Genomic DNA, 14,772 nt, shown 5'->3' on the forward strand with positions numbered 1-14,772 from the left:
GGCCGCTGGCTATAAACACCTGAGAGAGGCCTCCAGGGCCTCCCCTATTCTGGCATTGAGTTTGAGATCGGCCAGCTCTTCCGCCCGGGTCCGGCCCAGGTTAAGAGTAGCAACGGGCTTGTGGAGCTCTTTGGCATACCGGCAGAAGCGAAAGCCCGAGTAGACCATCAGCGATGATCCAATCACCAGCAAACCATCACTGGCTTTAAGTGCCTCTACCGCTGACTGCACTCGCCGTTTAGGCACAAAGTCCCCGAAAAACACCACGTCCGGTTTCAGGATACCGCCACACCGGAGGCAATCTGCCAGGCGAAATTCTGAGAAATCCACCTCCAGATCTGCATCGCCATCTGGCGCTGTATCAGCCGTGTAGTGTCCGAAATCAGGGTTAAGATCAGCACAGCGTTCGTGTACATCATCTCTGGGGCAGCGGTAGCCACAGGTCATACACACCACTTCATCCGCACGCCCGTGCAGATCGCTCACGCCTTGAGTGCCGGCTTTCTGGTGCAGCCCGTCAACATTCTGGGTTACGACAAGGCTGGAATGATTCCGTAATTCGAGATCAGCAATGTGATAGTGGGAGGGGTTAGGCACGGCGTTACGCATCACCGGCCAGCCAATAAGGCTACGCCCCCAGTACCGTTGGCGGATTTCAAAGTTCTCCATGAACTCCTGGTGCTGCACAGGCTGCTTTCGCTTCCATGCACCTTCACCATCGCGATAATCCGGGATACCTGAATCGGTGCTCACGCCAGCGCCTGTAAGAATCAGAAGTTTAGGATTCTGGCGAATGAAGTCCGCCAGCAGCTCGCCGGCCTGCTCCGGCTCGTGCAAAACCAGAGGTTCATCCAGCTCCGGGAGGCGCTGGCTGGCACTGAAAGGACGGGTACGGTAAGTCGTAACTGGCATACACACTCCGGCAGGGTCAGCCCGGTTTGCGGGCCACATAAACGGTGTTAAACGACTCTCTGTTCTGGAATGGATTGTAGAAGCTCACAACGTGACAAACCACTTCAGTAAACATATCCCGCAATATGTCCATAAATACGGGGTCTTCCCCCTCATTGGACCACATGGCGAAAATACCTCTGGGTTTGAGCTGCCCTGCCATGCGGTTGATATTTTCGGTGGTGTAGAAGCTTGCATTAGACTCGTTCAGCAGCGCACGGGGCGAGTGGTCGATATCCAGCAGGATAGCATCAAATTCCCTACCGGGAACTTCAGGATCAAAACCTCCAGTCACTGGATCAGCAACTGCGAGATCGAAAAAACTGCCGTGAACATAGCGGCTGCGGGCATCCGCATTAATATCTTTACCGAGAGGAACATACTCCTGCTGATGCCAGCGTATAACCGGTTCCAGATACTCAACTATCAGCAATTCACCGACGCGTTCATGCCTCAGTGCTGCAACGGCTGTATAACCGAGCCCCAGACCGCCAACGACAACGCTGAGATTGTCGCCTTCGGTTTCAGCTAGTCCGAGATCAGAGAGAGCGACTTCGGCGTCCACAAACATACTGGACATGAGAAACTCTTCGCCGAGCTTTACCTCGAAAATGTCTCTGTCGCCCAGTGCCGGAATGCGGCGACGGCGGAGAGTGATTTCGCCGATTTCGGAGGGTTGGCTATCTAGTTGTTCGAATAGTCGTGCCACTCTGGTTCCTCTCTAACGTCGTTAAATTGTCTATCGCCGGGCCTGCGACAATCCTGACTCAGTGCAGTCGCCGGTGGGTTACCCACCGGCTCTTTGGCCTACTCCCCTGCTTCAGGCGAATTTTGATGGCAAGCGAAAACCACCTCTCGCATTTTCTCTACACCTAGCTTATTCATCAGCTCAATATTCCGCGGTGGTATACCGTCTACATCCGGATGGCTGTCAATCGCAGCTTCCAAACTCGCTTCCCGCAGCAGGTGCAACATTGGAAACGGCGAGCGATTGGTGTAGTTCTCCGCCGCGTCCGGCGAGGTGTCTGCAAACTGATAGTCCGGGTGGAAACTGGCGATCTGGTATACGCCTTCCATATCCAGATACGCGAGCAAACCGTCGGCTGCATCCAGAAACTCGTTGTAGTCCGCGAAGTTCTGTAGAACATGAGGGTGAATCAGAAGCGTGGTTTCGGTTTCTGGTTCATCATCCAGCCGCAGGAGTTCAGTTTGCAGAGCCTGGAGCAGAGAGTCTTCGTTATCGGCGGCAGTAACCACAAATCGAACGCGATCCCTGACCAGTTCCCGTTTGGCGAACGGGCAAAGGTTATAGCCAACAACGACGTCTTCGACCCAATTCCGGGTTGCTTGAACTACTGATTCTTCGCTCACGGAAAACTCCCCTATTGTTGGTCCAACCCACCAAGGTCAGATCGGGCAGTCGGGCGAGACTGTCCAAAAATGTGCGGAGCCATGGATGGCGGAGCCAAGCGTACACGGACGTATTAACAGCGGTTTTTGGACAGTCTCGCCCGACTGCCCAGCCTATGAGTTTTATAACTCAGAGGTATCCCTGACTGCGAAGATAATCATCGTAAGAGCCACTAAAGTCCGTAACCCCCTCAGGCGTCAATTCAATAATCCGCGTCGCCAGTGAGGAAACAAACTCACGGTCATGGCTCACGAAAATCAGCGTACCCGGGTAGTTCTCAAGGGCCAGGTTCAGCGCCTCGATGGATTCCATATCCAGGTGGTTGGTTGGCTCATCCATCAGCATCACATTAGGCTTCTGCAAAATCAGCTTGCCGAACAGCATGCGCCCCTGCTCACCACCGGAAATAACCCGCACCGATTTGCCAATATCATCACCGGAAAACAGCATACGGCCGAGAGTACCTCTTATCAGCTGCTCTCCCCCTGTTGTCCATTGAGCCATCCAGTCCGTCAGCGTGTCATCTGCAGCGAAGTCCGCCGTGTGATCCTGAGCGAAATAACCTACTTCAGCGCTGTCAGTCCATTTCACCTCGCCGCTGTCAGGCTCGTAAGCACCGGCCAGACACTGCAGCAAAGTAGTTTTACCAATACCGTTGGGGCCAATTATCGCTACGCGCTCTCCGGCTTCGACTTGCAGATTCAGCTTGTTGAACAGAGTGTTTCCATCAAAACCCTTGGTCAGATCACGGATGGTAACCGCCTGGCGATGCAGTTTTTTGCCCTGTTCAAAACGGATAAACGGGCTGACGCGGCTGGAGGGTTTAACCTCATCCAGCTGAATCTTGTCGATCTGGCGCGCACGGGAGGTGGCCTGCTTGGCTTTGGAGGCGTTGGCGGAGAAACGGCTCACAAACTGCTGCAGTTCTGCAATCTGGGCTTTTTTCTTCGCGTTATCCGAAAGCATGCGTTCACGGGCCTGGGTAGCGGCCGTCATGTATTCATCATAGTTGCCCGGAAACAGTTTCAGTTCACCATAGTCCAGATCCGCCATATGAGTACATACGCTGTTCAGGAAGTGGCGATCGTGAGAGATGATGATCATGGTGCTGTTACGAGCAACAAGAATGCTTTCCAGCCAGCGGATGGTATTGATATCAAGGTGGTTGGTAGGCTCGTCCAGCAGGAGCACATCCGGATCCGAAAACAGCGCCTGCGCCAGCAGTACCCGCAGTTTCCAGCCAGGTGCAAGATTACTCATGGGGCCATCGTGCTGTTCCAGCGGAATATCCAGACCCAGCAGCAGTTCGCCGGCACGGGATTCGGCGGTGTAGCCATCCATCTCAGCAAACTGAACTTCCAGATCTGCAACTGCCATACCGTCCTCTTCGCTCATTTCTGCCAGAGAATAGATACGGTCCCGCTCTTTTTTGACGTCCCACAGCTCTTCATGGCCCATGATCACGGTGTCCATAACCGAGCAGTTTTCATAGGCATACTGATCCTGTCGCAGTTTGCCCAGACGGACGTTCGGCTCCAGCATGACCTGACCCGCGGAGGGTTCAAGGTCGCCACCGAGGATTTTCATCAGGGTGGATTTACCGCAGCCATTAGCGCCGATCAGGCCGTAGCGATTGCCGTTACCGAACTTGGCGGAAACATTTTCAAACAGGGGTTTAGCCCCGAATTGCATGGTGATATTGGCAGTAGAGATCAAGAAAAAAACCTATAGATGTTAGGGCCGGCGCCGGGCCGGCTAAAGAAAGCCGGCATTGTACAGGTTTGTAGTGACAACCGTGAGACCGCACAAACACCGATAAAAAGGCTTGCCTCAGGCAAAGGGGACGGGCAGCATTCCCTTTCTGAAGTACCCATTCATTCTAGAAGGATAATTTCCATGGCACAGGCAACCGCACGCCACATTCTGGTAGACAGCGAAGCAAAATGTGAAGAGCTGAAGAAAGAAATTGAAGGTGGAAAGGATTTCGCTGAAGTTGCAAAGCAGCATTCCTCCTGTCCATCCGGCCGCAACGGCGGCGATCTCGGTTCATTTGGCCCCGGCCAGATGGTTCCGGAATTCGACAAGGTGGTTTTCAGTGGAGAAGTGAACAAAGTTCTCGGGCCGGTAAAAACCCAGTTCGGCTATCACTTGCTGGAAGTCACAAGCCGCAGCTGATCAGCCGCAGTTGCTGAATGACAAAACCCTCCGCTGAACCATGGCGGAGGGTTAAACAGCTCAGCCAGGCGGCGAGTCCAGAGTCCAGGGATTGGAGGTCATCACTACTGCGCCCTGTTGCGTTATCCGGACTGTATCGCTACAACCGATTCCCCAGCATCCTGGAATCCGCAGACAAACAGGTAAGTGAAACACCATACCCGGTTCAAACACGGCTGACTGCCGGCGGGCAATGTAGCCCGAGCCTTCCACCCATGACGGCGGAAACTGCGCGCCAACTGCGTAACCAAACACCCCGGAAAAAAACACATCTCCGGCCAAAGGCTCCAGTACCTTGTCTGCAGCTATAGCCGCTGAGTCAAAACTTCGCCCCGGCTGCATGGCGCCAACCAGAGTATCCACCACCCGCCGACAACCATCAAAAACTTCCTGCATGCGCTTTGTGGGCTTACCAGCGATGACCGTACGCATCATCGGTGCAGTATAACGCTGCCAGGATGCACCGAATTCCAGAAATACAGGTTCCCCCTCCTGCACTTCAAAGCGTTTGTGATTGGTATGGATCACGCTACTGCGGCGCCCTGCCACAACTATCGGTTGCATGCTCATGAACTCACTGCCAGCATGCAACATTGCCTCAGCACCGGCAGCGGCAATCTCACTATCGGTAACACCCGGCCGTACCAGAGCAGCCGCAGCATCCAGACCAAGGCTGGTGATATCTGCACTGCGCTGCAGGCACTCCATCTCGGCGGTCGATTTCACAATACGCAGCTGTTTCAGCAGAGCTGAGGCATCTGCAAATTCGCAACCGGGCAGCCGCTGGCGCAGCCCTTCAATGACGCCATATCGCAAAGAGCCATGCCAGCAATCAATGCCAACACCAGCCCCGGCACTCGCCAGCGCCTCAGCAAGAGGATCAAGCACCTCGCTCACACTCTCCCAGCGATAGCCCACCACCTGATCCACTCGAGTGGTTACCATTGCCGGCCCCATTTCAATTGACGGCACCTGTAACAGAAGCGAAGAAGGGCTGACCACCAGGGCAACATGAACTGAGACTTCAAAGGTGCTGTAGCCAGTGAGATAGTAGATATCGGATGGATCGGTAACCAGCAGCGCCCCGAGTTGCCGGGCCGCGATCAGAGCCCTCAGACGCTGCAGGCGCTGCTCAAATTCGGCTGCCGGGAACGGGCATTCGCTTCCCCTGAGCTGACCGGCCAGAACCTTTTGGTAGGCATTGAAGTCCATAAGCACTCTCCTGAAAGCGGTTCAAGTGTGGCTTGTTATTGGAGAGTGCGCCCAAATGCCGGATCCTTCAAATCCGGCGTGCTATTTTTGTGGGGACAGGAAACGTGCAAGCTGGCTTCCGATAGATTCAACCGGTTCGGTAATTGCCTGCTGAATACTCCCGGTAACGGTTTTTGAAAACGCCGCCCCTGCTCCGCTTTCCAGGAAATCGATGTACAGCCCCATTTCCTGGGAACTGATGTTTTCATAAGTATGCAGGTAGCTGTCGTACACCTGTTGTTCCACAACCCCACGTATTGTCTCGCGCTGGTTTTCTATGCTCTGTCTGAGTTGATCGTAATTATCTGAATCACTGCTGAACGCAGCCATGGCGCTTGCCAGCCCCAGCTGTACAGCAATTGTGGTATCCACCGTGCTTTCGGTGGCGCGGGATGCACGGTCAAACCGCTCAAACATCCTTGAACGGTCAGTGCCATTGTACTTCCTGTTCAGCTCCATCGCTCTGGACTGTATCTGCTGCCATGCAGCGGGATCAGAAGCTGCAATTTCTGCCGCCGAGATCTTCTGCGCAACAGGAGTCTTGTACCAGTTCTCAACCTCCTCAAGCTGATTTCCGGATAGATCCTGCTCCAGGTTTTCTACAATCTGCTGTTCTATGTCCACAGCGCTGAAGCTGTTCGTGACCACAAACCCGATGGTGTCTGCAACCATGGGCGGTAACTGCTGATTGCGCTTCAGCCCTTCACGGATACCTTCACTCATCATCGCGGGGTAACGTTCAACAATATCGTCAACAGGCGATGCAGCCAGAACCTGTTGGGCGCTGGGCGCTGCCATGACTGGACCAGCCAGAAACAGACCACTGAATAAAAGAGGTTTAACTAGGGTGCCAAGCTTCATTTAACTATCATCCTGTTTGGTGGATGCTGCGTTTATGACACGCACACCCTCCCCTGAGCAAGTAATCCATGGGTTCCGGAGATGACAGTTTGGTAGGAAAATTCTGGAAGCCTGCACGTCCTCGCAGGAGACGGCGCCAGACACGCCGTAATCGATGGAAATCCCGCCTGAAATGGTACGGCCTTCCAGTTGTCGGTGTACTTATCGGGACCTGGGCAACCCTGCGCTTCAGCCTGTTAGCTCCAGAACCACCTGTAAACCCCGACAATGTCTGTGACATTTTCCGTGAGCATACGGTCTGGTACGACTACGCACGCAGCTCTCAGGAAAAGTGGGGGACACCCATAGCCACGCAGATGGCTTTTGTATACTACGAATCGTCCTTCCGCAGCCATGCCAAGCCACCCAGGACCCTGTTATGGGGGATAATTCCCTGGACACGGCCGACCACAGCCTATGGCTATGCCCAGGCTCTGGATCCGGCATGGGGAGAATACCTTACAGCGAATGGCGATGGCTGGTTTACAGTACGTACCGATATGGCGTACGCACTGGACTTCGTAGGCTGGTACAACCATCTGACCCATCAACAGCTTGGTATTCCATATCACAGCCCACACCGGCTATACCTCGCATACCACGAAGGGCGCGGCGGTTACGCCCGCAGAACATACACCCGCAAGCCAGGAGTAATGGCTCTGGCTTCCCGGGTTCAGAACCGGGCATTCCGGTACGATAACCAACTCAAATCCTGTGAGCAGGAGTTCCAGTGCTGGCGCTGGTACCAGTTCTGGCCATTCTGTAGCTGAACTCTGACCCCTCAGCAATCACGCTGAAGGGTTAAACTCAATCATCGAAGCCTGAGCCTGCAATCGCTCAACCAGAAACTCCATGACAATTCGTACTCTAGCCATTTGCTGAGTATCCTGATTTACATGCACCCATAAATCGACGCTTTCACCCTCAATCGGATCTGACAGGCGGCGCAACTCTTTTGTGCCCTCACCCAGATAGCAGGGCAAAACGGCCAGTCCCGCACCAGCCCGGGCCAGAGAGTACATAGCATGCAAACTGTTACAACGAATGACTGAAGTAATGTTTTTCAACTGTTTGCGATACCAGCGCCCTGTCGCCAGATGGCTGAAGGTCTCATCCGGAATAATCCAGAGGCAGTCTTCAGGCTGATTTTCAATGTCCATATTGCGATGGCGGCGGCAATAACTGGCTGAGCCGTATACCGCGGACTCAATCGCTGCAATACGTTCACCTTCCAGGGTTGCCTGAGGTTTGTTCTCAGGGCGCAGGGTCAGGTCTGCCTCCCTGTGGGTGAGGTTGGTGACGTCGTTATCGGTGAGCACTTCAAGCTCAATATCCGGGAACTCACGCACCAGTTCAGCCAGCACCGACCCGAGCAGTTCGCTCATCATCGTGTCTTCGGCTGCCACACGCACCTTGCCTACAGGTGCAGAGTCCTGTCCGACCAGCTTACGTTCGAGATTTTCCATCTCGACAGCGAGCTTTTCGGCATTGCGAAAGGCGGTTTCCCCAACGGGAGTGAGCTGTAACCCATCGCGATTTCGTTCAAAAAACTGCACACCCAGCGACTCTTCCATCTGGTCCAGACGGCGTAAAACCGTGGTTTGGTGTACACCCAATAATTCTCCTGCTTTCGCGAGCGTTCCGCCTATTGCCAAAGCATGTATATATCGAAGATAATCCCAGTCCATAGCTACTGCATATTTGCAACGTGAGTACGGATTTTAACGTATTTAAGCTGCAAAAAAATACCTTTAGTATTCTTCATAAATTCGGGTCAATCCCTTTATTCATTAACATCAAGTTACCAGCCAAGGAGGAAGTCGCTATGGCTCAAAAGCACATTGCAACCGTTCACCCGCTACCGTCCAGCATCCTCCACAACAGTGCTGGAGTCAGAAGTCAGCACACTCGTGCGGCTGCAAAGATGGCAGCAAATTTCGTGAGCCGCAAGCTACGCTCCTTTAACCGCAGGGCTGTTGCCGCAGCGGATATCACCCAGATGCAGGGTGGCCACTGAATTCCGGTAGGACAAACGTAAAGAGCTGCGCCTCATAGCGCAGCCCTGTGAACGCAAGTCAGACTGAAAACGCCGACGATTCTCATGAGGATCGTCGGCGTTTTGCATTACGCGGTCAGAATTCCCAGATTACTTTTCTTTTCTGCTCAAACCATTCATCCATTTTACGGTTGTAAACATCCTCGATCACATTGCGCCTGATCTTCATGGTAGGTGTAAGCATCCCGTTCTCCATTGTCCACGGCTCTTTCACCAGAACCACAAATTCGATTTTTTCATGTGCTTCACAAGCTTTATTAACCGCATCCAGCTCATCAGACAGTTCCCGCTCCAGCCCTTCCCGGTTTACCCCTGCGACAAGTTCCTCCCGTACTTCTTCCGAAAGCAACAGCATCAGGCAGGGCTGAGGCTGGTTTGCACCGGCCAGGCATACAACTTCCACCGATGGGTGGTTAAACCGGTTCTCTATAGGCACAGGCACCACATACTTGCCTTTAGAGGTTTTGAACAGATCTTTCACCCGTCCGGTAATCCGCAGATAACCGTCGGCGCTGATTTCGCCCATGTCCCCCGTCTTCAGGAAGCCGTCGCCAGTTACATCCTCCCGGGTTTTCTCTTCATTCCGATAGTAGCCCAGCATCATTCCCGGGCTTTTCACCTGCAACTCACCACCATCACCGATACGATGCTCAACGCCGGGGCTTGCCACACCCACATAACCGATTCTGGCCTGTTCTGGCCGGCTGGCATGGGAGTATCCGAAGTTCTCCGTCATGCCATAGACCTCCAGCAGCTCCAGTCCAAGGTTGCGGTACCAGGTGATAACCTCTTCCGATAAAGGTGCAGCGCCGGTCAACGCAGCACGGCAATGGTCCAGCCCCAGTTGCCGGAGCACCTTCTTCTTCACCATCGAGCTTACAAACGGAATGCTGAACAACAGTTTCTGTTTCGTAAGGGGCAATTTGGCACTAACCCCCTGGTAGAACTTCATCCATAGACGCGGGACCGAGAAAAACAGAGTTGGCCGGGCACGCTGTAAATCCTGCTGAAAGGTGTCCAGCGTGTTGGCAAAATACACATGGAAGCCGAAATACAGTGACTGAGTTTCCACCGCTGCTCTTTCTGCCACGTGAGCCAGCGGAAGGTAAGACAGCATACGGTCGTCTGCCGACACGTTAAAAACCTGCTGCAAACCATCAGCAACAGACATCATGGCTCGGAAACTGTGCATAACCCCTTTCGGGCGTCCGGTACTTCCGGAGGTGTAGGCAATGGTAGCCAGCGCATCAGGATCTGGCATTCTCGGTAACGCAGGAGGACTTTCAGCAATGATGTCCAGCCACCGGGGACAATCTGACATCGGCGACATGGGCAGGGAGATGACCGGGAGGTTCGAGGGAATATGATGTTTAATATCGTGCCACCCATCCGCTGTACCATCGAGCTTTCCCAGGAAAAGCAGCTTTGTTTCGCTGTGTTCAAGAATATAAGCGGCAGCTTCACCCGTAAGGGTGGGATACAGGGGCACAGAGACATATCCGGCGGCCCAGATGGCGAGATCCGACAGAATCCAGTGAGCGCTGTTTTTGCCCAGAATGGCAATATTGCCAGGTGCCGGAAGATCAAGACTCCGGAGATAGGCCGCCATTCGTGAGACCTGATCGGCCGCCTGCTTCCAGGTGATGTCTTCTACTGTGCCATCAGGATAAGGCTGGGTCAGATATATATTGTCCGGGATCTGCGCCGCCCAGTAATACAGGCAATGCACGGAGGTCTGCCTGAGAGTGTCCACAGCCATGAAAAACTCCTTATTGTTGTTATCATTTATGAGCCTGGAACCTGTGTCATAACCAATTCAGGATCAACTTCATAGTAGCGCGTTTTTATTAGAGCGCTCGATATCTGCCTGATGACAGGATGTAAGCGGACGCCTGAAACAGATTATTTTTTGTGACATTAATCAATATTGGTCTAGAGTGAAAAATGACGCGTATCGAATTCCATAACTCATAGGAGATTGCCATGAGACAGTCGACTCGCTCATTCCTGATTTTCCCGGCCTGGGCCATTATCCTGCTGGGTTCGGCAGCTTTCTTTTACAGCGCTTACACAGGCATGCTTGGGTCCTGATACTTGATTCAACTCAGAGATAATATCTCTCTGGTAAGCGCCTAACGCCGAAAGCGGGTTTCCAGAACAACTGCCGAGTTAGTGCGCTCAACACCCTCAAGATTACCTATCTCATCCAATACGGCACTCAACTCTTCCAGAGTCTGTGCCGCAACAATTGCGATGAGATCGTATTCGCCGCTTACCGAGAACAGCTGGGACACCTGGCTGATACCCTCCAGCGCGGCATTTGTTCGCGCAGTCAGCTTCTGGACAACTTTTATTGAAACATGAGCTTCTACCTGGCTGGACAAAAAGGCTTCACCTAACTGCACGGAGTACCCCTTGATCACTCCACTGTTTTCCAGGCGGGCAATGCGGTTTTGCACCGTCGAGCGCGACAGATTCAGGGCTTTCGCCATATCCGTAATACTGATTCTGGCGTTCTGGCGCAACAGCATAAGCAGCTGCTTGTCTTTGCTTCCGGTCATTTTGCTCATCCAGCTATTCAATATGTGAAAATTATAGGCCACTTTGAACAAAGTGCATCTGCAATCTGACACCACATAGCTTCATACTGTCCTGAAACAACGGCAGGTTGCAGCCCATGATCATTCGCCCGATTACCGACACAGATCTGGATACCCTGTATAAAATAGCCAGTGAATCCGGCCCGGGGTTCACATCCCTCATGCCCGACAGGGATGCGCTGGCGCAAAAAATCGCCCATTCCATGGCCAGTTTTGAACGCTGCGTTACCCGTCCTGATAACGAGCACTACCTGTTCGTTCTGGAAGATGGCACAACCGGCGATATTCTGGGCACTACAGGCATAGAAGCAAATGCAGGGCACACCCGGCCTCTTTATCACTTCCGGCGCAACACGGTCACCCATCACTCCCGGGATCTGAACCTTCGTCGATGTGTGGAAACGCTCACGCGCTGTAATCACTACACAGGTTATTCCGAGATCTGCTCCCTCTATCTGCGACCGGAGTTCCGTCGGGCTGGAGCTGGCAAACTACTGTCCAGGGTACGTTTCCTGTTTATGGCACAGCACCCGGAACGTTTTTCAGACAAGGTTATAGCTGAAATGCGAGGAGTATCGGACACCTCTGGCCAATCCCCATTCTGGAACTGGCTGAAAACCCATTTCGTTGACATGGAATTCGATCAGGCAACCCAGCTTGCTGGCACCGGCTTTACAGACTTCATCGACAAGCTGATGCCTTCCCATCCACTCTACACTTGCCTGATGAGCCCGGAAGCACGAGCGGTTCTCAGCCAGGTACACGAGAATACCCGGGCAGCCTGGAAGATACTTAAGTCTGAAGGATTTCAGCATAAGGGTTTCATTGATCTGTTTGATGGCGGACCCACTGTTGAGTGTGCACTGGCCGACATTCGCAGCGTGAGACTCTCTTCTGCATGCACCGTCGTAATTGATAAAGCGAATGCAAAAGCAGACAGTGGTTTTTTACAGAAGAATGAACCAGCCCTGATTACAAACACAGGCACAACAGACTTCCGGGCGACCCTTACATCCGACGTACCTGCCCTGAGGGATACGCTGACTGTTCCCCCTGCCCTTGCGGAAAAACTGCATTTGCGCAATGACGACCCCGCCCGCGTGCTGCATTTTAACCAGGCGGCATCGGCGACCTCCCGAAATACAGCCACGGAGTTAAACTATGCATACTGACCGGAACACCTTGTTCGAGAAGCTCTGGCAGAACTATCGTGAGGTCACACCTTCGGCTGCGCAAATCCACCAGATTCTGGGAGCCGAAGAAAACCAGGCGATCGTCAACGACCATATCGCCCTGCGAACGTTTAACCTGGCTCCCGTTGGCCTGAACGCTCTTGCACAGCATTTTCTTGCACTGGGGTATCGCGAAGGGGGCGAGTACCACTTCAAAAACAAGAAACTCTATGCCCGGCATTATGAACACAGTGACCCGGAGGCTCCGAAAGTATTCATTTCGGAGCTGTTGACTGAGCAGTGCTCGCCAGAACTTCAGGCCAGAGTAAATGAGCTGGTAGCCGGAGTAACGCAGGAGCAGGTTGCAGCGGACAATTTCCTATACTCGGGCCGGCACTGGGATCTGGATTACGACACCTACCGCAATCTGCTGAAAGAAAACGAATATGCCGCCTGGCTTGCTGCCTGGGGCTACCGCGCGAACCATTTCACCGTGAGTGTGAACCACCTGCAGCACTTTCATACTGTCGCCGATGTGAATCAGCTCCTGAAAGACAAAGGGTTCAGGGTGAACTCTGCTGGCGGTGAAGTGAAAGGGTCGCCTGAAGACCTTCTTGAGCAGTCGTCCACCATGGCTGACCAGGTCCCGGTAGAGTTCAGGGACCGGAATGCCACCATTCCCAGCTGCTTTTATGAGTTTGCACTGCGCTATAACAAACCTGACGGCAACCGCTATATGGGCTTTGTTGCAGCCTCAGCAGACAAGATCTTCGAAAGCACTAATTTCAGTACGCAATAGCTTCATGAAGTTTTGAAATACATATCGCTTACCAGTACTTACAAAGGGATAACCTTTTTACAACGGTACGGCCCGTCATCATTGTCTACCTTTCAGACACGAATACGTTTCGGATACTGCCGGAAGTGATACAACAACAAAAATGTGGTGGAGGAAGCACTCAAGTTGCCTCCACCAAGGAGAAACCATGTCTGCATCCACCAATCATCTCGAAGAACGTACACGGGATTCAGATGAGCTGCTCGAAGGCATCATGCCTTCAGCTATCACTCTTGCCATGATGCTGCGTCACAAAAAAATGGCTGCATGGCTACGCTGCGAATATGATGGCTATCAGGATCGTGACGCCGCCCCTCCCTATCGCCTGGATCTATCCGGTCATATAGTGGCAAAATCCCCACAGTATGGATGGATTCCCGCGCCTGTGGCCGATGATCAGCAGAAGCTTGAGCTTGGGCATATCGATCTTATTGAAGGTACCAAGTCTCTCGAAAAAGTCTGCATCAACAGCAAAAAAGGTGATGGAAACCGTCTATTGCTGGACGAAGAAGATATGGCCATCCTGCAAAAACAGATCAACCTGAGTGCAGAGCTGGCCATTAACCTCAGCCGCGATGTGTACTCTGGCCTGCTCAGAACCGTAAGGGGCGCCGTTCACCTATGGACGCAGGCACTGATTGAACGCGGGCTGGAAGGCGAGCACAACCACTACAGCGCCGAACAGCGCGCCCTCGTCGCGGACCTGGACATTCCGGAATATTTCTGGCGTAAAGCCATGGATGAATTGGACCAGTTGCCAATTCCGGATGTACAGTCAGCAGGCTTTTTCAAGAGGATGTTCGGATAGGCAAGCTGCGCTAGACTAACTCCTTGCTACCCGATAAACCTGTATTCGTTTAATGCAGCAAGGAGTATTGATGAAGCCTGCCTTCACGTTTCTGCTGGCCTGCCTTCTTACGTTGGCGGGCTGCCAGTCTTTGCCAGATAAAACCCCGGCCAACAAGCCCGACAACGAAAATCTGCCGTCAGGCTCTGGAAACAGCGATCAAAACACGGTGCTACTCAGTGCCCGGCATTGCCTGAGCGAGTATGTGCGCGACCAGAGCAGAGTTCATTATGGACCCTGCCTTAAAATCATCAGTGTGGGCGACAAAACACCACAGGTCCGGGATGATGGTTTCATAGCACTACCCATAGCCACTTCGCTGACCCTTGGCGTTAGTTGCGTGTACCGCCATGCAGACGGGTCACCTATTCCCCTAACCATGGAAACGACAGAATTCAGCATTACACCGCAGACGTTTACTGAACCGGGAAAACGCTGGTACCTGCATGCAAACACCAAGGCAAGACAGGTGATTGGCTGCGTACCAACACTATCCCGCTCTACGACACCGACATACAAAACGGACTGACAG

General features: G+C 53.1%; 16 protein-coding genes. 7 read left to right on the forward strand and 9 right to left on the reverse strand.

The genetic code is table 11. The features are described 5' to 3' along the window. Window positions 1-9: 9 nt before the first annotated feature. The 4 genes from DS878_RS09645 to DS878_RS09660 all read right to left on the reverse strand — a co-directional run bounded on the left by DS878_RS09645 (window position 10) and on the right by DS878_RS09660 (window position 4,078). Entirely contained in the window at window positions 10-912 is a 903-nt protein-coding gene (locus tag DS878_RS09645) for an NAD-dependent protein deacetylase (RefSeq protein WP_113815760.1), read from the reverse strand. A gap of 16 nt (window positions 913-928) precedes the next feature. Continuing rightward, window positions 929-1,660: a spermidine synthase gene (locus DS878_RS09650; protein ID WP_113815761.1), complete on the reverse strand. Its 732-nt coding sequence runs from the start codon at window positions 1,658-1,660 to the stop codon at window positions 929-931. A gap of 98 nt (window positions 1,661-1,758) precedes the next feature. Next, the gene (locus DS878_RS09655) at window positions 1,759-2,322 is read right to left on the reverse strand and encodes a DUF1415 domain-containing protein (RefSeq protein WP_113815762.1); all 564 of its coding nucleotides are present in this window, start codon (window positions 2,320-2,322) and stop codon (window positions 1,759-1,761) included. Between the two features lie 169 nt (window positions 2,323-2,491). Next, window positions 2,492-4,078: an ABC-F family ATPase gene (locus DS878_RS09660; protein ID WP_113815763.1), complete on the reverse strand. Its 1,587-nt coding sequence runs from the start codon at window positions 4,076-4,078 to the stop codon at window positions 2,492-2,494. 180 nt (window positions 4,079-4,258) lie between these two features. On the opposite strand from DS878_RS09660, the gene DS878_RS09665 reads away from it, so the two are divergent. Further along, complete coding sequence (locus DS878_RS09665) at window positions 4,259-4,537, forward strand: peptidylprolyl isomerase (protein WP_096781042.1); 279 nt, start codon at window positions 4,259-4,261, stop codon at window positions 4,535-4,537. 60 nt (window positions 4,538-4,597) lie between these two features. Here DS878_RS09665 and DS878_RS09670 read toward each other — a convergent pair whose 3' ends face one another. After that, on the reverse strand, window positions 4,598-5,788 hold the full coding sequence (locus tag DS878_RS09670; RefSeq protein WP_113815764.1) for a M24 family metallopeptidase: 1,191 nt from the start codon (window positions 5,786-5,788) through the stop codon (window positions 4,598-4,600). 81 nt (window positions 5,789-5,869) lie between these two features. Next, window positions 5,870-6,688 (reverse strand): DUF2059 domain-containing protein, encoded by an 819-nt coding sequence (locus DS878_RS09675; protein ID WP_113815765.1) that lies wholly within the window; start codon window positions 6,686-6,688, stop codon window positions 5,870-5,872. A 167-nt stretch (window positions 6,689-6,855) separates the two neighbouring features. Here DS878_RS09675 and DS878_RS09680 point away from each other — a divergent pair, with 167 nt between their 5' ends. Next, window positions 6,856-7,497, forward strand: coding sequence for a lysozyme-like domain containing protein (locus DS878_RS09680; protein WP_113816641.1), 642 nt, complete (start codon window positions 6,856-6,858; stop codon window positions 7,495-7,497). 18 nt (window positions 7,498-7,515) lie between these two features. Here DS878_RS09680 and DS878_RS09685 read toward each other — a convergent pair whose 3' ends face one another. Next, entirely contained in the window at window positions 7,516-8,415 is a 900-nt protein-coding gene (locus tag DS878_RS09685; RefSeq protein WP_113815766.1) for a LysR family transcriptional regulator, read from the reverse strand. A 137-nt stretch (window positions 8,416-8,552) separates the two neighbouring features. Between DS878_RS09685 and DS878_RS09690 the strand changes: the two genes are divergently transcribed. Next, window positions 8,553-8,744, forward strand: coding sequence for a hypothetical protein (locus tag DS878_RS09690; protein ID WP_113815767.1), 192 nt, complete (start codon window positions 8,553-8,555; stop codon window positions 8,742-8,744). 115 nt (window positions 8,745-8,859) lie between these two features. Here the strand turns inward: DS878_RS09690 and DS878_RS09695 are convergent, their stop codons facing one another. Together DS878_RS09695 and DS878_RS09700 are read right to left on the reverse strand one after the other, a co-directional pair. Then, a complete protein-coding gene (locus DS878_RS09695) occupies window positions 8,860-10,542 on the reverse strand; it encodes an AMP-binding protein (protein ID WP_113815768.1) in 1,683 nt (560 codons plus the stop codon). Between the two features lie 373 nt (window positions 10,543-10,915). Then, entirely contained in the window at window positions 10,916-11,344 is a 429-nt protein-coding gene (locus tag DS878_RS09700; RefSeq protein ID WP_113815769.1) for an Lrp/AsnC family transcriptional regulator, read from the reverse strand. 116 nt (window positions 11,345-11,460) lie between these two features. On the opposite strand from DS878_RS09700, the gene DS878_RS09705 reads away from it, so the two are divergent. The 4 genes from DS878_RS09705 (at window position 11,461) to DS878_RS09720 (ending at window position 14,769) form a co-directional block, all read left to right on the forward strand. Beyond that, complete coding sequence (locus DS878_RS09705; protein WP_113815770.1) at window positions 11,461-12,555, forward strand: arginine N-succinyltransferase; 1,095 nt, start codon at window positions 11,461-11,463, stop codon at window positions 12,553-12,555. After that, window positions 12,545-13,354, forward strand: a complete 810-nt coding sequence (locus DS878_RS09710; RefSeq protein ID WP_113815771.1) for a DUF1338 domain-containing protein — start codon at window positions 12,545-12,547, stop codon at window positions 13,352-13,354. Before DS878_RS09705 ends, DS878_RS09710 begins: the two co-directional genes overlap by 11 nt. Window positions 13,355-13,541: 187 nt before the next feature. Continuing rightward, window positions 13,542-14,201, forward strand: a complete 660-nt coding sequence (locus DS878_RS09715; protein WP_113815772.1) for a hypothetical protein — start codon at window positions 13,542-13,544, stop codon at window positions 14,199-14,201. 70 nt (window positions 14,202-14,271) lie between these two features. Further along, window positions 14,272-14,769: a hypothetical protein gene (locus tag DS878_RS09720; RefSeq protein WP_261977736.1), complete on the forward strand. Its 498-nt coding sequence runs from the start codon at window positions 14,272-14,274 to the stop codon at window positions 14,767-14,769. Window positions 14,770-14,772 lie beyond the last annotated feature (3 nt).

Source organism: Marinobacter sp. F3R11, from assembly GCF_003318275.1.
Classification (GTDB): Bacteria; Pseudomonadota; Gammaproteobacteria; order Pseudomonadales; family Oleiphilaceae; genus Marinobacter.